At 57.6% G+C, this 16,346-nt stretch carries 17 protein-coding genes and 1 pseudogene; 16 read left to right on the forward strand and 2 right to left on the reverse strand.

The features are described from left to right. Nucleotides 1-64 precede the first annotated feature (64 nt). From H8696_RS03740 to H8696_RS03800, 13 genes and pseudogenes are all read left to right on the forward strand, one after another. Nucleotides 65-334: a DUF3343 domain-containing protein gene (locus H8696_RS03740; RefSeq protein WP_249315021.1), complete on the forward strand. Its 270-nt coding sequence runs from the start codon at nucleotides 65-67 to the stop codon at nucleotides 332-334. A 93-nt stretch (nucleotides 335-427) separates the two neighbouring features. After that, nucleotides 428-1,099 carry an endonuclease III gene (nth, locus tag H8696_RS03745; protein ID WP_249315022.1) on the forward strand — a complete coding sequence of 224 codons (672 nt, stop codon included), beginning with the start codon at nucleotides 428-430 and terminating at the stop codon, nucleotides 1,097-1,099. 98 nt (nucleotides 1,100-1,197) lie between these two features. Beyond that, on the forward strand, nucleotides 1,198-2,070 hold the full coding sequence (locus H8696_RS03750; RefSeq protein ID WP_249315023.1) for an amino acid ABC transporter substrate-binding protein: 873 nt from the start codon (nucleotides 1,198-1,200) through the stop codon (nucleotides 2,068-2,070). A 71-nt stretch (nucleotides 2,071-2,141) separates the two neighbouring features. Beyond that, nucleotides 2,142-2,789: an amino acid ABC transporter permease gene (locus H8696_RS03755; RefSeq protein WP_249315024.1), complete on the forward strand. Its 648-nt coding sequence runs from the start codon at nucleotides 2,142-2,144 to the stop codon at nucleotides 2,787-2,789. 26 nt (nucleotides 2,790-2,815) lie between these two features. Further along, nucleotides 2,816-3,559: an amino acid ABC transporter ATP-binding protein gene (locus H8696_RS03760; protein ID WP_249315972.1), complete on the forward strand. Its 744-nt coding sequence runs from the start codon at nucleotides 2,816-2,818 to the stop codon at nucleotides 3,557-3,559. A gap of 126 nt (nucleotides 3,560-3,685) precedes the next feature. After that, complete coding sequence (locus H8696_RS03765; RefSeq protein WP_249315025.1) at nucleotides 3,686-4,435, forward strand: DeoR/GlpR family DNA-binding transcription regulator; 750 nt, start codon at nucleotides 3,686-3,688, stop codon at nucleotides 4,433-4,435. Further along, nucleotides 4,432-5,346: a 1-phosphofructokinase gene (gene pfkB, locus H8696_RS03770; protein ID WP_249315026.1), complete on the forward strand. Its 915-nt coding sequence runs from the start codon at nucleotides 4,432-4,434 to the stop codon at nucleotides 5,344-5,346. Before H8696_RS03765 ends, pfkB begins: the two co-directional genes overlap by 4 nt. A 13-nt stretch (nucleotides 5,347-5,359) precedes the next feature. Then, nucleotides 5,360-7,261 carry a PTS fructose transporter subunit IIABC gene (locus H8696_RS03775; protein WP_249315027.1) on the forward strand — a complete coding sequence of 634 codons (1,902 nt, stop codon included), beginning with the start codon at nucleotides 5,360-5,362 and terminating at the stop codon, nucleotides 7,259-7,261. 12 nt (nucleotides 7,262-7,273) lie between these two features. Next, nucleotides 7,274-7,531, forward strand: coding sequence for an HPr family phosphocarrier protein (locus H8696_RS03780; RefSeq protein ID WP_249315028.1), 258 nt, complete (start codon nucleotides 7,274-7,276; stop codon nucleotides 7,529-7,531). A gap of 20 nt (nucleotides 7,532-7,551) precedes the next feature. Next, nucleotides 7,552-9,219, forward strand: a complete 1,668-nt coding sequence (gene ptsP, locus H8696_RS03785; protein WP_249315029.1) for a phosphoenolpyruvate--protein phosphotransferase — start codon at nucleotides 7,552-7,554, stop codon at nucleotides 9,217-9,219. Between the two features lie 113 nt (nucleotides 9,220-9,332). Further along, a pseudogene (rsmD, locus tag H8696_RS03790) lies at nucleotides 9,333-9,887 on the forward strand (16S rRNA (guanine(966)-N(2))-methyltransferase RsmD); the annotation flags it as partial. Next, a complete protein-coding gene (gene coaD, locus H8696_RS03795; RefSeq protein ID WP_249315031.1) occupies nucleotides 9,884-10,363 on the forward strand; it encodes a pantetheine-phosphate adenylyltransferase in 480 nt (159 codons plus the stop codon). The pseudogene rsmD and the gene coaD, both read left to right, overlap by 4 nt. Nucleotides 10,364-10,379: 16 nt before the next feature. Continuing rightward, entirely contained in the window at nucleotides 10,380-10,853 is a 474-nt protein-coding gene (locus H8696_RS03800) for an ATPase (protein ID WP_249315032.1), read from the forward strand. On the opposite strand, the gene H8696_RS03805 is transcribed toward H8696_RS03800, so the two are convergent. Continuing rightward, nucleotides 10,810-11,943 (reverse strand): nucleoside recognition domain-containing protein, encoded by a 1,134-nt coding sequence (locus H8696_RS03805; RefSeq protein ID WP_249315033.1) that lies wholly within the window; start codon nucleotides 11,941-11,943, stop codon nucleotides 10,810-10,812. The two genes, H8696_RS03800 and H8696_RS03805, sit on opposite strands and share 44 nt — an antisense overlap. Before the next feature lie 55 nt (nucleotides 11,944-11,998). On the opposite strand from H8696_RS03805, the gene H8696_RS03810 reads away from it, so the two are divergent. Continuing rightward, the gene (locus H8696_RS03810) at nucleotides 11,999-12,820 is read left to right on the forward strand and encodes a patatin-like phospholipase family protein (RefSeq protein ID WP_249315034.1); all 822 of its coding nucleotides are present in this window, start codon (nucleotides 11,999-12,001) and stop codon (nucleotides 12,818-12,820) included. Here the strand turns inward: H8696_RS03810 and H8696_RS03815 are convergent. Next, nucleotides 12,793-13,977, reverse strand: coding sequence for a nucleotidyltransferase (locus tag H8696_RS03815; RefSeq protein ID WP_249315035.1), 1,185 nt, complete (start codon nucleotides 13,975-13,977; stop codon nucleotides 12,793-12,795). The two genes, H8696_RS03810 and H8696_RS03815, sit on opposite strands and share 28 nt — an antisense overlap. Nucleotides 13,978-14,119: 142 nt before the next feature. On the opposite strand from H8696_RS03815, the gene pta reads away from it, so the two are divergent. Both pta and H8696_RS03825 read left to right on the forward strand, forming a co-directional pair. Beyond that, nucleotides 14,120-15,103: a phosphate acetyltransferase gene (pta, locus tag H8696_RS03820; RefSeq protein ID WP_249315036.1), complete on the forward strand. Its 984-nt coding sequence runs from the start codon at nucleotides 14,120-14,122 to the stop codon at nucleotides 15,101-15,103. 13 nt (nucleotides 15,104-15,116) lie between these two features. Then, entirely contained in the window at nucleotides 15,117-16,313 is a 1,197-nt protein-coding gene (locus H8696_RS03825; protein WP_249315037.1) for an acetate/propionate family kinase, read from the forward strand. The last annotated feature ends 33 nt before the right edge of the window (nucleotides 16,314-16,346 follow it).

The following is a 16,346-nucleotide window of genomic DNA, read 5'->3' on the forward strand; positions in this document are numbered from 1 at the left end:
CGTATGATAATAGTAGCTATTCAAGGGATCGGCCCTTTAATAATATGAGCGGGGTGTTAAATACATGAACCATGATTTGTTTGGCGTGGCGTCCTTCCGTTCACGGCAGAACGTGATCAAGCTTGACCGCGCCTTGAAACGCAACAATATCTCCTCCAATCTGATCACGACGCCCAAGAAGGTGTCCATGGGCTGCGGCCTTTCCGTGCAGTTTGATCTGAAGGACTTTGACAGGGTCCGCGAGGTCATGAGCCGGGAGCGGCCGGAGACCTTTATGGGGTTCTACATGGTGGACAAAACCCAAGGTTTTATGCGGGTTTTGCCTCTCAAATAGAAGCTTTGCGGGAAAGGCCGGTGCAATCCGGCCTTTTTTACTTGAAATTCCACCGCAGTTTAGCCTATAATCGAGGGAGAACGGAGGGGTATTATGACGGAACGAGAGAGAATGGATAAAATCTTGGAGGAACTGGGTAAAACCTATTACTATGCGGTGCCCCAGCTCAACTTCTGCAATCCTTTTGAGCTTCTGGTGGCCACCATCCTATCCGCCCAGTGTACGGACAAGCAGGTGAACAAGGTGACTGCGGAGCTGTTCAAGAAGTTTCCCGGACCCGCGGATTTTGCCGCCCTCACCCCGGAGGAACTGGAACCCCATGTGAAATCCTGCGGCTTTTACCGCAACAAGGCGAAGAACATCGTGGCGGCGGCCAAGATGATCCTCAGCGACTTTGACGGCGAAGTTCCGGACAACATCGAGGATATGCAAAAGCTGCCCGGCGTGGGAAGAAAGACCGCCAACGTGGTGCTGGCCAACGCTTTTGGCGGGGATGCCATTGCGGTGGATACTCATGTGTACCGGGTGACCAACCGGCTGGGCCTTGCCGATGCCAAGGATGTATGGCATACCGAACAGCAGCTGATGGAGAACATCCCGAAGGAGGCGTGGTCGGCGGCCCATCATTGGCTCATCTATCACGGCCGCCAGGTCTGCTCCGCCCAGCATCCAAAGTGCGATATCTGCACCCTGAAACCCTACTGCAAGCACCCGGGCGCTTACTACAAAGCCTCTGGAAAAGCCAAAAAAGAAAAACAGGCGTAAGCCTGTTTTTTTAATAATAATAACCCGGTCAAATCGCTTGACAATTTTAGTGTGGTAAAGTAATATCATGAAAGAAATTAACGGCAGGAGGAGTAGAGATGAAAAAGATTGTGAGTTTGGCCGCGGTACTGGTTCTGGCCATGGCCTTATTATTGAGCGGCTGCGGAAACAACGGGGAGGAAGCGACCCCCAGCGCCGCCGCGGAAGCGACCCCCAAGACGAGTGAAGCGGCGCCGGCCGATGCCAAAGCCGATACCTCCCTCGAGGATGTGAAGAGTGCGGGCAAGCTGGTGCTTGGCCTGGACGATGCGTTCCCGCCCATGGGTTTCCGGGATGACAGCAATGAAATTGTGGGCTTTGATATTGACCTTGCCAAGGAAGTGGCCAGCCGCATGGGCGTGGAGCTGGAGGTTAAGCCCATCGTTTGGGATTCCATGCTCCAGGAAGTGGAGTCGGGTAAAATTGATGTCGTGTGGAACGGCCTCAGCGTGACCGAAGAACGCCAGGAAAAGCTCAACCTCAGCAAGCCCTATATGAAAAACACCCAAGTCATCGTGGTGCAGGAAGGCTCCGATATTAAGACCAAGGCTGATCTCGCCGGCAAGGTGGTGGGCGTGCAGGATAACTCCAGCGCCAACCAGGCCATTGAGAAGGACGAAGGCGTGAAGGACAGCTTCAAGGAACTGCGGGGTTTTGAGACCAACGATCTTGCACTGCTGGATCTGGCCAGCGGACGGCTGGATGCCGTGGTGGTGGATGTGATCGTGGCCGGTTACTACCAGACGCAGAAGCCTGATACCTATGTCATTTTGGAGGAGAACTTCGGCGAAGAGGATTTCGTCATCGGCTTTAAGAAGGGCAGCGATGCTTTGACCGCCGAGGTGCAGAAGCAGCTTGACGCCATGATTGAGGACGGCACCTTCAAGACCATCTCTGAGAAATGGTTTGACCGGGACGTTTCGGTAAAATAATTTAGAAAGTATGCCGACGGCGAACGACCGATGGGCCGTTCGCCGTATGGCTATTTGTAGAGGATTGAGCCATGGGTTTTGAGAAGCTATCATCGCTGTTTTTGACCATGTGTGACGGTGCCCTGGTGACCCTGTCCCTTTTTGCGATCACGCTGGTGCTGTCGGTGCCGCTGGGTTTTTTGTTCGCACTGATCCGCGTGTCGAAGAACAAAGTGGCCGCCAAAATCATGAGCTGGTATGTCTGGTTCTTCCGGGGCACACCGCTCCTGCTTCAGCTGCTGTTCGTCTATTTTGGCCTGGGCGGTCTGGGCATTCCGCTGGAATCCTATCCTTCGGCCGTCATTGCCTTCACGCTGAACTATGCAGCCTACTTTGCGGAGATCTTCCGGGGCGGCATCCAGTCCATCGAGCGGGGCCAATACGAGGCGGCGGACGTGCTGGGCCTTTCCAAAACCCAGATGATGACCCGTATTGTGCTGCCCCAGACCTTTAAAAGAGTGATGCCGGCTCTTGGCAACGAGGTCATCAACTTGGTCAAGGATACCTCCCTCGTATACACGCTGGCCATGCAGGAGATCGTCAAGGTGGCCAAGAACGCGGCGGTGCGGGATCTGTCCCTGACGCCTTACGTCATGGCCTTCCTGTTCTATCTGGTCTTCACCTACATCATCACCAAGATCCTGGAGCGGGTGGAGCGCGCCTTCAACTACTACGAATGACGGAGGATGAAAAGATGTCTGATTTGATGCTGAAGGCAACGGATATCCGAAAGAGCTTTGGGGAACTGAAGGTTTTGAAAGGCGTGGGTCTGGAGGTGAACCGGGGCGAGACGCTGGCGGTGATCGGCCCTTCCGGTTCGGGCAAGAGCACGCTTCTTCGCTGCATCAATTATCTGGAGCGGGTGGACGGCGGCACCATTGAAATCGAGGGCGAAGGGCTGGTGACGGCGGGCCGGTACGCGGCGGAACCGGAAATCAAGAGGATGCGCCGCAAACTGGGCATGGTTTTTCAAAGCTTTAACCTCTTTCCCCATATGTCGGTGATCCAAAACATCATCGAAGCGCCTGTGCACGTGCTGGGCGAGGACAAGGCGAAAGCGGAGAAGCGGGGCGTCGGGCTTTTGGATAAGGTGGGCCTTGCCCACAAAAAGGACAACTATCCCTTCGAGCTGTCCGGCGGCGAGAAGCAGCGGGCCGCCATTGCAAGAGCGCTGGCCATGAATCCCGATATTCTGTGCTTTGATGAACCCACGTCCGCCCTTGACCCCGAATTGACCGGTGAGGTGCTGAAAGTCATGCAGGATTTGGCCAAAGAGCACATCACCATGGTGGTGGTCACCCACGAGATGGGTTTTGCCCGCCAGGTTGCCAGCCGCGTCGTCTTTATGGATCAGGGCGCGGTGGTGGAGGAGGGCGATCCAACGGAATTCTTTGCGGCGCCCAAAACCAAGCGGGCGCAGGATTTCCTCGGCAAAATGCTGCAGATGTGAGAAGAATGGAGGCCTCGGAAAACCGAGGCCTTTCTTTTTGCTCAAATATGATTGTTTTTGAATGATTATGATTGACATTGAAGGATTGAAGTGTTATTATTTTAACAAACAAAGGAGGCCTGACGCATGCTGACCGAGGAAAGGCACGGGGAGATCCTAAAAATTCTGCAGGAAAGACCGGCGGTAACCGTGCAGGAGCTGACGGAGATTTTGGATACGTCCGAATCCACCATTCGGCGGGATCTCACGGCTTTGCACAATCTGGGAAAACTCAATAAGGTGCACGGAGGCGCGACTTCCCTTGCCGGACAGTTCAATGCGAAGGATGATACGGTGACAATCCGGCAAAGATTAAACTGGGAGGAGAAATGCCGCATCGGCGAATATGCGGCGGCTCTTGTCGGCAAGGACGATTTTATCTATGTCGATGCGGGCACCTCCACACAGGCCATGATCCAGCATATTGAGGAGCGGCGGGCGCTCTACGTGACCAACGGTATTCTGCACGCCAGGCATCTGGCCCAAAGAGGGTGCCGGGTGTTCGTCCTGGGAGGCGAGATTAAGCCGGCTACCGAGGCGGTGGTGGGAAGCGAGGCGCTTGACGCCCTTCGGAAGTACAATTTTACCAAGGGCTTTTTCGGCGCCAACGGCGTGACGGCTGAGAGCGGCTACAGCACGCCGGATGTGAACGAGGCCATGGTAAAAGCGAAGGCCATGGCGCGCTGCGGCGAATCCTATGTGCTGTGCGATCCCGCCAAAGTCGGCAGGATTTCGCCGGTGACCTTCGCACCCATTGAGGCGGCCGTGCTGATCACCACAAAACTGGAGCATGAGTCCCTGAAGGGGTGTACCGAGATCTTGGAGGTGGATTTATGATTTACACCGTTACGTTCAATCCTTCCCTGGATTACACCGTGAAGGTGGAGGATTTTCGGGAGGGCATGGTCAACCGCACGGCTTTCGAGGATGTTTCCTTTGGCGGAAAAGGAGTGAATGTATCCTGCATCCTGCGGAACCTTGGCTTTGACAACGTGGCCCTGGGGTTTATTGCCGGCTTCACCGGCAGGGAAATCGAGCGGCGGGTGAGGGCCGCTGGGATACGTTCGGACTTCATTGAGCTTCATGAAGGCTTCTCCAGGATCAATGTGAAACTCAAGGCCGGACGGGAGACGGAAATCAACGGACAGGGCCCGGAAATCCCCGGGGATGCGGTAAAGCAGCTGCTTGAAAAGCTGGACGCCCTGCAAGAGGGGGACGCTTTGGTGCTGGCCGGCACCATTCCAAGCACTCTGCCCGGGGATGCGTATGAGACCATCCTCGGCCGCCTGAACGGCCGGGGTGTGTATGCGGCGGTGGACGCTACGGGGGAACTGATGCTGAATGTGCTGCGGTACCGCCCCTTCCTGGTCAAACCCAACAGCCATGAGCTGGGGGAGATCTTTGGCACGGAGCTCACGGGAGACGGGGAAATCATCGAGCACGCGAAAAAGCTTCAGGAACTTGGCGCAAGAAATGTGCTCATTTCCATGGCGGCCCGGGGCGCCATTCTAATCACCGAGGCGGGCAAGGTTCATAAAAGTCTGCCGCCGGAGGGCAGGGTCAGAGGTTCCACCGGCGCCGGAGATTCCATGGTGGCGGGATTTCTGGCCGGATACCTCCGCTCGGGCGATCCAATGGAGGCCTTCCGGCTGGGCCTTGCGGCGGGCAGTGCAACCGCCTTTTCTGAGGGCCTGGCCACCGGAGAGGAAATCATGAAGGTTTATGACCGTTTTCAAGTTCAATCGTAAGGAGGTTTGAATCATGCGTATCGTGGATCTGCTCTCCGAAAGGGGCATTGATCTCAATGCCGGGATGCTGAACAAGGATCAAGCCATCGAACATCTGGTGGATCTGATGGCGGAAACCGGAAATTTAAGGGATAAGGAGACGTACAAATCGGCTGTTTTTGCCCGGGAAGCGGAGAGCACAACCGGTGTGGGCGAGGGCGTCGCCATTCCCCATGCCAAGACGGACGCTGTGGACCGGCCGGGACTTGCAGCCATGATCGTGCGGGACGGCGTGGATTTTGCGTCCCTGGACGGGCAGCCCGCCCATCTTTTCTTCCTCATCGCCGCACCCAACACGGAGGAGAACGTCCATCTTGAGGTGCTGAGCCGCCTTTCCATGTTGCTCATGGACGAAAAATTCAGGTCGGATCTGATGGCGGCGCCGGATGCGGCGGCCTTCCTGCAGGTGGTGGACGCGGCGGAAAAGGAGAAGTTCGGCGAGGGGCCCAAGCCGGAACAAACCGCGGCCGAGGGATACCGGGTGCTGGCGGTGACGGCCTGTCCCACCGGCATCGCCCATACCTATATGGCGGCGGAGAGCCTGGAAAATGCCGGCAGGGAAATGGGCATTTCCATCAAAGTGGAGACCAACGGCTCCGGCGGCGCCAAAAACGTGCTCACGAAAGAGGAGATCGCGGCGGCTGAGTGCATCATCATCGCCGCCGACAAAAACGTGGAGATGGCCCGCTTCAACGGCAAACCGGTGATTGAGACCAAGGTGGCCAACGGCATCCACAAGGCCCATGAGCTTTTGGAGGAGGCGGTGAGCGGCAGGATTCCAGTCTACAGCCACTCGGACTGCCCGGCGGCGGGCGGCGGCTTTGAAGGCGAGAAGGAGGGCGTCGGCCACACCATCTATAAGCATTTGATGAATGGTGTTTCCCACATGCTGCCCTTTGTGATCGGCGGCGGTATTTTGATTGCCCTGGCTTTCCTGTTTGATAACTACGATATGGATCCCTCGAACTTTGGCAAGAACCTGCCCTTCCCGGCATTCCTCAAAACTACCGGAGATTTCGCCTTCGGGTTCATGCTGCCGGTGCTGGCGGGCTTCATCGCCATGAGCATTGCCGATCTGCCCGGCCTTGCAGTAGGCTTTGTGGGCGGCATCATCGCCAAGGAGGGCGGCGCGGGCTTTCTGGGCGCGCTGGTGGCCGGCTTTGCGGCGGGCTACCTGGTGCTGGGCCTTGAAAAGCTGTTTGGCAGACTTCCCCGTTCCATGGAAGGCATCAAGCCTGTGCTGCTCTATCCGGTGCTGGGCATTCTCATCATCGGCGCCTTTACGACCTTTGTCCTTAATCCGCCCATGGCGGCGCTCAACAACTGGATCTTCAACGTATTGACCTCCATGGGCTCCTCCAGCCGGGTGATCCTCGGGATCGTCCTTGGTGCCATGATGGCGGTGGATATGGGGGGACCGCTCAACAAGGCGGCCTACGTTTTTGGCACTGCGTCCCTGGCGAGCGGCCAGTTCGAGATTATGGCGGCCGTGATGGTGGCCGGCATGGTGCCGCCCCTTGCCATCGCCCTTTGCACCACCTTCTTTAAGAACCGCTTCACGAAAAAGGAGCGCCAAAGCGGCATTACGAACTATATCATGGGCCTGTCCTTCATCACGGAGGGCGCCATCCCCTTCGCCGCCGCCGATCCGCTCAGGGTCATTCCGGCCTGCGTGCTTGGATCGGCCACGGCCGGCGCCCTGTCCATGCTCTTTAACTGCGGGCTTCGGGCGCCCCATGGCGGTATCTTTGTCACCCCGGTGGTGGAGAATGCGCCCATGTATCTTGTGGCGTTGGCGGCCGGCGCGGTGGTGGGCATGACCGCCCTCGCCATCTTAAAACGGCCCATAAAGACGAGTGAAGAAAAGGAACGATAGGAGGAATATGCAATGAAGAGCTTTACCTATGTCATCACCGACCCCCAGGGTGTTCATGCCCGTCCTGCTACGGAGCTGGTCCAGGCGGCTGCCAAGCTGCAATCCGCCGTGACGCTGAAGGTGGGCGAAAGGAGCGTCAGCGCCAAATCCATTTTTGCCATCATGTCCCTTAACATCAAGAAGGATACGGAGATCGAGCTGATCCTGGAAGGCGCTGACGAGTGTGAAGGCGCGAAAGCTTTGGAGGATATCCTCAAAGCCAATCTGTAAAGAAAAGCGAGGCGGTAGCCATGATTGTACTCGAGGGCAAAGGCGTCTTTGGCGGCATCGCCATGGGAAAGCTGTCCCTGTATCGGCGCAGGGCCTACAAGGTTGAACTCCATACGGTGGAGGACAGCGGCCGGGAAACTGCAAGATTTGAAGCGGCCAGGGAAAAGGCTGTGGAGGAGCTGCAGGGTCTTTATGAAAAGGCGCTGAAGGAGGTGGGCGAGGCCAACGCCATGATCTTCATGGCCCACCAGATGATGCTTCAGGACCAGGCTTTCTCCGAATCCGTCGTCAATATCATTCAAAACGAGCGTTCCAATGCCGAATACGCGGTTAAGACCACGGGACACAATTTTGCCAAGATCTTTTCCGCCATGGACGACGCCTACATGAAGGAACGGGCCGCGGATGTGAAGGATATCACTGAACGGCTGCTGGCCGTATTGGCCCACGGTACCAGTGAAAAGGCGTCAGCCCTGCAGGAACCGGTGATTATCGCGGCGGACGATCTGGCGCCCAGCGAAACGGTGCAGCTGGATAAGAACATGATCTTGGGTTTTGTCACCATGCACGGCTCCAGCAACTCCCATACGGCGATCCTTGCCCGCACCATGAACATCCCGGCGGTGATCGGCGTGGGCGAGGCGCTGAAGAGCGAATACGACGGTGCGGACGCCATTGTGGACGGCTTCACCGGCAAGGTGTACATCGATCCCGACGAGGGCACCCGGACGAAGATTGAAGCAAAACGGCGGGAGGACCGGGAAAAGAAGGAGCTGCTGAAGCAGCTGAAAGGCAAGCCCAGCGAAACGCTGGACGGCAGAAGAATGGATATCTTCGCCAACATTGGAAGCTTCGCCGACGTGGGCGCGGTGCTGGAGAACGATGCCGGCGGCATAGGCCTGTTCCGGAGCGAATTTATCTATCTCGAGAGGGAGGATTATCCCACGGAGGAGGAACAGTTCAAGGTTTACCGGCAGGTAGCGCAGACCATGGCTGGCCGGAAGGTGGTCATCCGCACCCTTGATATCGGCGCCGATAAGAGGATCGGTTACTTTGATCTTCCCAAGGAGGAAAACCCTGCCCTTGGCTACCGGGCGGTGCGGATCTGCCTCGACCGGCCGGAGGTCTTTAAAACCCAGCTGAGAGCGCTGTACCGGGCGTCCGCCTTTGGCAATATCGCGGTCATGGTTCCCATGATTACCTCATTGGCGGAGGTCCGTGAGGTGAAAGCCATGGCAGGGACGGTCCGGGAGGAGCTGGACAGGGAAGGCGCCGCCTATGACAAGGCCGTGGAGCTTGGCATCATGGTGGAAACGCCGGCGGCGGTTTGGATCAGTGACGAGCTGGCAAAGGAAGTAGACTTTTTCAGCATCGGCACCAACGATCTGACTCAGTACACGCTGGCTGTCGACCGGCAGAACCCGAAGCTCGACCGTTTTTACGATCCCCATCACAAGGCCATTCTGCGCTCCATCAAGCACGTGGTGGACAGCGCGCATAAAAACGGTATCTGGGTGGGTATCTGCGGAGAACTGGGCGCCGATCCGGCGCTGACAGAAACCTTCCTGGCCATGGGCGTGGATGAGCTTTCTGTATCGCCCGCTTACGTGCTTGGGCTTCGCAAGAAGGTGCGGGAGACCCGGGTCCAGGATGTAAAAGAAGCCATTTTGACGGATCTTGGATGCTAGAATGCGATCCGCCCCCTCTAAAGGCAGGGGGCGGACGTTTTTTTATAGAGGCGGCGCCGCTATGCTTGTACGATCCCGGAAGACGTGCTACAATTTAAAACAAAAAAGGATGTGAGGGGTTGCGCATTATCGCGGGCACTGCCAGGGGCAGAGTGATCAAAGCTCCCGCCGGGGACAGCGTCCGGCCCACCACCGACCGGGTGAAGGAGGCGCTTTTCAACATCCTTCAGTTCCGGCTTGCCGGGGCGAATGTGCTGGATCTATTTGCGGGAAGCGGCAATCTTGGCCTTGAGGCCCTGAGCCGGGGCGCGGCGAAAGCCGTGTTCGTGGAGCGGGACGGCAAAACGCTGGCGCTGCTGCGGGAAAACGTTCGGCATCTTGGCTTCGGGGAGCAAAGCGAGGTCATGGCCGGCGATTTTGCGGCGGCTCTTTTGAGGCTCCCGGGCGGAAGCTTTGATCTTGTTCTGGCCGATCCGCCCTATGCCGGCGGGTTCTATCCCGGGGTCCTGGATGGCGCACAATCCCTTCTTGCGGAGGAAGGCCTCCTCGTTTTGGAACACGACGGGACCTATCGGGCGCCGGAAACATCCGGCGGGCTTGTCCGTACGGACCAGCGGAAGTATGGCAGGGTTTACCTCTCATTCTATCAAAGGGCGGTGCAGTTATGAGAACGGCAATCTATCCGGGCAGTTTTGATCCCATTACCTATGGCCATCTGGATATCATTGAGCGCACGGCGGGGATCGTGGACAAGCTGGTGGTGGCGATTTTGACCAATACCAGCAAGAAGCCCTTTTTTCCCCTGGAGGACAGGGTGCGGTTCGTGCGGGAATGCACCCGGCACCTTCCCAACGTGGAGGTGATGAGCTTCAGCGGCCTGCAGGTGGATCTGGCGCGGGAGCTCCATGCCGATATGATTATCCGGGGACTCCGGTTTGTATCCGATTTTGAATTTGAATTTCAGATGGCATCCATGAACCGGTCGCTGGCGCCGGATATTCAGATGCTTTTTATGATGACCAGCACCGAGTATTCCTTTTTAAGCTCCAGCGTGGTCAAGGAAGCGGGAAGACTGGGCGGAGACATTTCCAAGCTGATTCCGCCGGAGATCCATGACGAGGTGTCGGAGCGTCTACGAAAATAGAGAAGGAGATGGGCCTGTGAATGTATTGTCCATAGTGGAGCAGATCGAGGAACTTCTTGCGAACGCTTCGGGAGTGCCCTTTTCCTCCAAAAAAATGGTGGATGGGGAAGCCCTGCAGGCGCTGCTGGAGGAGCTGAAGGCCAATCTGCCCGAGGAAGTCCGCCAGTGCGAGATCATCATTCAGCAAAAGCATAACATCCTGCTGGATGCGGAGCACGAAGCTGACGACATGGTGAAGGCCGCCGAGGAGCGGGCGAAGCTCATGGTGGAGGATCACGAGATCACGCAGAAGGCCTATCAATACTCAAGGGAGTTGGTGGCGGACGCCCAGCGCACCGCCAAGGACGTGCGCATTGGCGCACGGGTGTATGCGGACGAGCTGATGGCGGATGTGGAAAAGTACGTGGGGGACACCCTGAGGCTGGTGAAGAAGAATCGCCTTGAGCTCAAGAGCGGCCGCGATGAACGGAGCGCCGATCCGGCTGATTGAGTCCGATGAGAATGCCCAGGGAGACGATGAAAAATCCAAGGGTGATGAGCCATAGGCCGCCGGGCGCAAAACTGGCCTGGGCCGAAGCCGGCGCAAAGGTTGGCGCGGTGCCGGGAAAGAGCTGATAGAACCCAAGGACCAAAGCGAAGGCGAGAAGGGCATGGAGCAGCTTGAAGAGCCAGTAGGTGCCCATGCGGATCCTGACGGCGCCCAGCATGGCCATGGACTGGGCTTGAATGCAAAGCCCGCCCCAGGACACCAGGGCGCTGCACAAGGCGATTTTGATGACGGTGGGAGCCGCGGAGCCCACCACCTGATTGCAGCCCACGGTGAGTTCCATGATTCCGGCGCCAAGGGCGCTGGTGAGGTTTTCCGGAATGAAGGGAAGTACGATGTGAATGCCCTGGGCCAGGGTGCCGGCGATGCTGATTTCCTGCAGGAGTGCCCAAAGGGCGTTAAAGAGCACGATGAGCCCGCCCACCAGGAGCTGGGCTTCCATGGCGCCAAGGACCGCTTTTTTAAGCGCGCTGCCAAAGGGCGGCGCCGCTTTTTGCATGGAAACGATGGGGGCGCGTTCCTTTTTTCCGCCCCGGATAAGAAATTTGGTCAAAAACCCGCAGATGAGAGCGGAAAGATAATGTCCGAGGGCGATGATCCATCCAAGCTCAGGATTGCCAAGAAGGGTGGTGCCCACGGTGCCCACCATGAAAAGGGGCCCGGAGGTATTGCAGAAGATGAGACAGCGCTGAACCGACGCTTCATCAAGGTACCCCTCCTGGGCCAGTTCGGACACGGCCCTTGCACCCGCGGGGTAACCGCACAAAATACCGGTAAAAAGGGCATAGGCGCTTTGCGGCGGGCAGCCGAACAGTACGGGCATGGCCCGGCCCACACCGCGGGACAGCAGATCCACGGCGCCGTATTCCTTGAGAAGCGTGGAGATCACAAAGAAGGGGAAAAGAGCGGGGAACACCGCTTTGATCCATAAATCGAATCCTTGTCTGGACGCATAAAGGGCGCGCTGGGGAAAAAAGAGGATCAGCGCCGCAAAGGCGGCGAACAAAAGGATCCATCCCAAATTTTTTTTCAAAACGAAGGCCCCCTTCCATCCAGTATTCAAGAATATGAAAGGAGCCGAAGGGTTTATGCAAGAGGAACTGAAGGTGGGACTGGCGCTGGGCTCGGGCGCATTTCGCGGCCTTTCCCAGATTGGCATATTGGAAGTGTTCGAGGAGAACCATATCCCGATCCATATGGTATCGGGATGCAGCATCGGCGCGGTGGTGGGTTCCATCTACTGCGCGGGCGCGGACTTAAAATATGTGAAGGGCCTTGCCTGCACGCTGGACGTGAAGCAGCTGGCCGACGTTACGCTGCCAAGGGAGGGGCTTATCAAGGGTGAAAAGATTGAAACGCTCATCGCCATGCTCACCAAGCACCAAAATTTTGAGGATCTCAAGATTCCCCTGTCGGTGGTGGCCTGCGATCTTTTGAAGGCGGAGGTTAAAACCTTTAATACCGGCAAGGTTCACCGGGCCGTGCGGGCAAGTTTGTCCATTCCGGGCGTGTTCATGCCGGTGAAAATGGATGGAACGCTGTATGTGGACGGCGGCGTGATGGACCGGGTGCCCATCAAGGCCGTGCGGGACATGGGCGCCGAATTTATCATCGCGGTGGATGTGGGCTTTCGGGGCGCGCCAAAGAGCGTGAACGGGATCGTGGAGACGCTCATCGTGTCCATGGGCATTATGGAGTGGCAGCTGGTGCGAAACCGCATCCTGGATGCGGACGTCGCGATGATGCCGGAGCTCAACGATATCAACCCCTATACGCTCACCCAGGCGGAAGAGTGCATCGAGCGCGGAAGAAAGCTGGCCGCCGCCATGCTGCCGGAGATCCAGGCAAAGCTGGAAAAGGCGAGGGAGGAGAAGCGGGAGCGTCAAACAATCACCGGGCCTTTGATGTAATCCCGCCCGGAAGGGCCGTGGTCCTGCAGAAGTGAATAGAAATCGGTGGCCATGAGGTCCCGTTTCCAAAGCATATTAAGGCCGCCCGACGGATGAAAGTCGGCGGCCTTTGTGATGACCGGAATGGCGGCATGGTCCTGAATCTCCCGAAGAAGGGGGGTGGCTTTCCGGCGAAAGCCCAGGATACGGGCATAGACCGGCCGGCCCGATGCGTCCAGCGCGGCCATTTCCTTTTGGGTCACGTTCAAAAGGGCGTAGAGGAGAATGCGCTGCAGCCGTGCGTTGGAATAGCGCTTGCAGCTGAGCTCCTTCCAGGCCAGTTCGTAGTCCGTGGTGCGGAAAGCGCGGATAAGGCGGTTTTCCAGACCTTCGTTCACATCGAAAATCCCCTGAAGCTCCGCGGCGCTTATGGTGCGGAAACGGCTGAAAAAAGAGGGGGCCATATCCCCTGGAGTCACCCACCTGAGATCCTTGACCAACTGCCAAACGGCGAACGGCATAGCGGCGGACAGGTCCCTAAGGCCCTGTTCCCTGGCGCGGCGAATGGCACTGCCGCTGGCATACGCGTCAAGGCGGATATCCTTGTGCTGGGCGCCCTGGCGCTGAATGGCCAGAGGCGCCATGGGACTTTTCAGGGTGTCCAGCGCTTTCAGGTATTCCAGGGCCAGAATATTGTTGGGAAAGGAAAAGGCCGTCTCGGGGAGCCCGGAGATTTTCGCAAGCGCTTTGGCATAAGCCACGGGATAGGAGGGCTCCTGGGCCAAATAGGATTTCAGAATCCGTTGAAATTCCTCGGTATGGAGGTATTTTGAAAGGGCTCGAAAGTGTTCCGCGGCCGCCGCGTCCTCCGAGCCGAAGGCGAGATGGGTCACCGGGCCAAGACCGCTTAAAATCTTGACCGCGCCATAGGCAAAGCGGTTGGCGGGCATGGCGGCATAGAGGAAAGGCAGCTCCAGCACCACATCCACGCCCAATTGAAGGGCGGCCCGGGCCCGCGTCCATTTATCCGTCATGGCCGGTTCGCCCCGCTGAGTGAAATTCCCGGACATGACGCACACCACGTAGTTGCAGTCCGAGCGCTGCACGGCCTGCCTGAGATGATAAAGATGCCCATTGTGAAAGGGATTGTATTCCGCCACGATGCCCGTAACATTCATAAAAAAATCCTCACAAAAATTCCTTTGCAAACCCGGCTAGATCAAGTATACTATAAGGGTTTGATGTACTATTTATATCCTAACATAGCGGCACGAACGGGACAAGTCGTGCACGCGGACAAGCAAGGAAGGGGATAGCAAAATGTCTGTGATGGATCAAATCAAGAGCCGGGCAAAAGCGAATAAGAAGCGCATCGTACTGGCGGAAGGAATGGATGAACGGGTGGTCAGGGCGGCGGCGGAAGCCACCAAAATCAGCCTGGCGGACATCGTACTGCTGGGCGATCCCGATGCCATCGCCAAATTTGGCGTGGATCTGACGGGCGTGACCATCATCAATCCTTTGACTTCAAAGAAGGCGGCCGATTACGCGGAAGGGCTCTACGAGCTTCGCAAGGCCAAGGGCATGACCCTCGAAAAGGCTCAGGAGATGGTGAAAAACGAGCTTTATTTCGGCACCATGATGATCAAGATGGAGGACGCGGACGGCATGGTGGCCGGAGCCGTGAACTCCACGCCCGACGTGCTCCGTCCGGCGCTGCAGATCATCAAAGCGAGGAAGGGACTTTCCGTCGTTTCCAGCTGCTTCGTGATTGAGATTCCCGACAAGAGCTACGGCCACGAGGGCGCCTTCATCTATTCCGACTGCGGCGTCAACCCCAATCCCGACGCCAACCAGCTTGCGACCATCGCCGCCTCCGCGGCCGAATCGGCCCGGCTTTTGATCGGCATGGACCCGAGGATCGCCATGCTTTCCTTCTCCACCAAGGGCAGCGCCCAGCATGAACTGGTGGACAAGATGCAGGAGGCCACCCGTCTTGCCAAGGAGCAGTTCCCCGAGCTCGTGATCGACGGCGAACTGCAGGTGGACGCGGCGCTGGTTCCGGAAGTGCAAAAGCAGAAGGCTCCGGGCAGCCCCCTCGGCGGCCGGGCCAACGTGCTCATCTTCCCCGACCTTCAGGCCGGAAACATCGCCTACAAACTGACCCAGCGCCTTGCTCACGGCATCGCCATCGGTCCTATCATTCAGGGCCTGGCCCGTCCGGTAAACGACTTGTCCCGCGGCTGCAACGTGGAGGATATCGTGTGCGGTATCGCCATCACCTCCGTGCAGGCACAGGCATAAAGGAGGAGACAAGATGAACATTCTGGTAATCAACGCGGGAAGCTCTTCCCTCAAATATCAGCTGATCGATATGGATGCCGAGAAGGTCCTGGCCAAGGGCCTGGTGGAGCGTATCGGCATCGAAGGCGCCAACCTCCAGCACCGCCCGGCGGGGAAGGAGGAGGTTCGCATCGAAACCCCCATGAAGGATCATGTGGACGGCATGAAACTGGTGCTGGATGCTCTGGTGGACAAGAACCACGGCGTGATCGCTTCCATGGACGAGATCGGCGCGGTGGGCCACCGGGTGGTGCACGGCGGCGAATCCTTCAAGGAATCGGTGCTGATCGACGATGCGGTGATGGCGGCCATCGAGGAGAACGTGCCCCTGGCGCCTCTCCACAATCCCGCCAACATCATGGGTATCAAGGCCTGCCTCAGCGTTATGCCAAAGACGCCTATGGTGGCGGTCTTTGATACGGCTTTCCATCAAACCATGCCCGCCAAGGCCTATCTCTACGGCCTGCCCATCGATCTGTACCGCAGGCTCAAGGTGCGGCGCTACGGTTTCCATGGCACCTCCCACATGTATGTGTCCAAAAAGGCGGCCGAGCTTCTTGGCAAGCCCGTGGAGTCCCTCAAGATTGTCACCTGCCATCTGGGCAACGGCTCGTCGGTGTCCGCGGTGGACGGCGGCAGATCGGTGGATACCAGCATGGGCCTGACCCCGCTGGAAGGCCTGATGATGGGCACCCGCTGCGGCGATATGGATCCCGCCATCGTGAAGTATCTGATGGACCGCGACCACCTGTCCATTGAGGATGTGGATAAGATTTTGAACAAGAAGAGCGGACTTCTTGGCGTGTCCGATCTCTCCAGCGATATGCGCGATATCACCAGCGCTGCCGCTTCCGGCAACGAGGATGCGGCAAACGCCCTCGAGATGTTCTGCTATCGGATCAAGAAGTACATCGGCGCTTACGCTGCCGCTATGGGCGGACTTGATGTGATCGTTTTGACGGCGGGCATCGGTGAGAACGTGGCCATCGTCCGGGAGAAGGTTCTTTCCGGCCTTGAATTCCTGGGCGTGAAAATGGATAAGGTAAAGAACGAGAGCCGGCCGAAGGATGTGCTGATCTCCACGGACGACTCCAAGGTGAAGGTGCTTGTCATTGCCACCGACGAGGAAATGACCATCGCCAGGGACACCCAGCGTTTGGTTAAAGGTTGACAAAGGCCGTCACGTTTCCTATAATAGCTTGTA

Origin of the sequence: Gehongia tenuis (genome assembly GCF_014384795.1) — a bacterium.
Classification (GTDB): Bacteria; Bacillota; Clostridia; order Christensenellales; family NSJ-53; genus Gehongia; species Gehongia tenuis.

What these genes read in the sequence shown, in the direction of transcription:
- H8696_RS03740 (WP_249315021.1), top strand. Translation starts at nt 65, where the DNA reads ATGAACCATGATTTGTTTGGCGTGGCGTCCTTCCGTTCACGGCAGAAC.
- nth (WP_249315022.1), top strand. Translation starts at nt 428, where the DNA reads ATGACGGAACGAGAGAGAATGGATAAAATCTTGGAGGAACTGGGTAAA.
- H8696_RS03750 (WP_249315023.1), top strand. Translation starts at nt 1,198, where the DNA reads ATGAAAAAGATTGTGAGTTTGGCCGCGGTACTGGTTCTGGCCATGGCC.
- H8696_RS03755 (WP_249315024.1), top strand. Translation starts at nt 2,142, where the DNA reads ATGGGTTTTGAGAAGCTATCATCGCTGTTTTTGACCATGTGTGACGGT.
- H8696_RS03760 (WP_249315972.1), top strand. Translation starts at nt 2,816, where the DNA reads ATGCTGAAGGCAACGGATATCCGAAAGAGCTTTGGGGAACTGAAGGTT.
- H8696_RS03765 (WP_249315025.1), top strand. Translation starts at nt 3,686, where the DNA reads ATGCTGACCGAGGAAAGGCACGGGGAGATCCTAAAAATTCTGCAGGAA.
- pfkB (WP_249315026.1), top strand. Translation starts at nt 4,432, where the DNA reads ATGATTTACACCGTTACGTTCAATCCTTCCCTGGATTACACCGTGAAG.
- H8696_RS03775 (WP_249315027.1), top strand. Translation starts at nt 5,360, where the DNA reads ATGCGTATCGTGGATCTGCTCTCCGAAAGGGGCATTGATCTCAATGCC.
- H8696_RS03780 (WP_249315028.1), top strand. Translation starts at nt 7,274, where the DNA reads ATGAAGAGCTTTACCTATGTCATCACCGACCCCCAGGGTGTTCATGCC.
- ptsP (WP_249315029.1), top strand. Translation starts at nt 7,552, where the DNA reads ATGATTGTACTCGAGGGCAAAGGCGTCTTTGGCGGCATCGCCATGGGA.
- coaD (WP_249315031.1), top strand. Translation starts at nt 9,884, where the DNA reads ATGAGAACGGCAATCTATCCGGGCAGTTTTGATCCCATTACCTATGGC.
- H8696_RS03810 (WP_249315034.1), top strand. Translation starts at nt 11,999, where the DNA reads ATGCAAGAGGAACTGAAGGTGGGACTGGCGCTGGGCTCGGGCGCATTT.
- H8696_RS03815 (WP_249315035.1), bottom strand. Translation starts at nt 13,977, where the DNA reads ATGAATGTTACGGGCATCGTGGCGGAATACAATCCCTTTCACAATGGG.
- pta (WP_249315036.1), top strand. Translation starts at nt 14,120, where the DNA reads ATGTCTGTGATGGATCAAATCAAGAGCCGGGCAAAAGCGAATAAGAAG.
- H8696_RS03825 (WP_249315037.1), top strand. Translation starts at nt 15,117, where the DNA reads ATGAACATTCTGGTAATCAACGCGGGAAGCTCTTCCCTCAAATATCAG.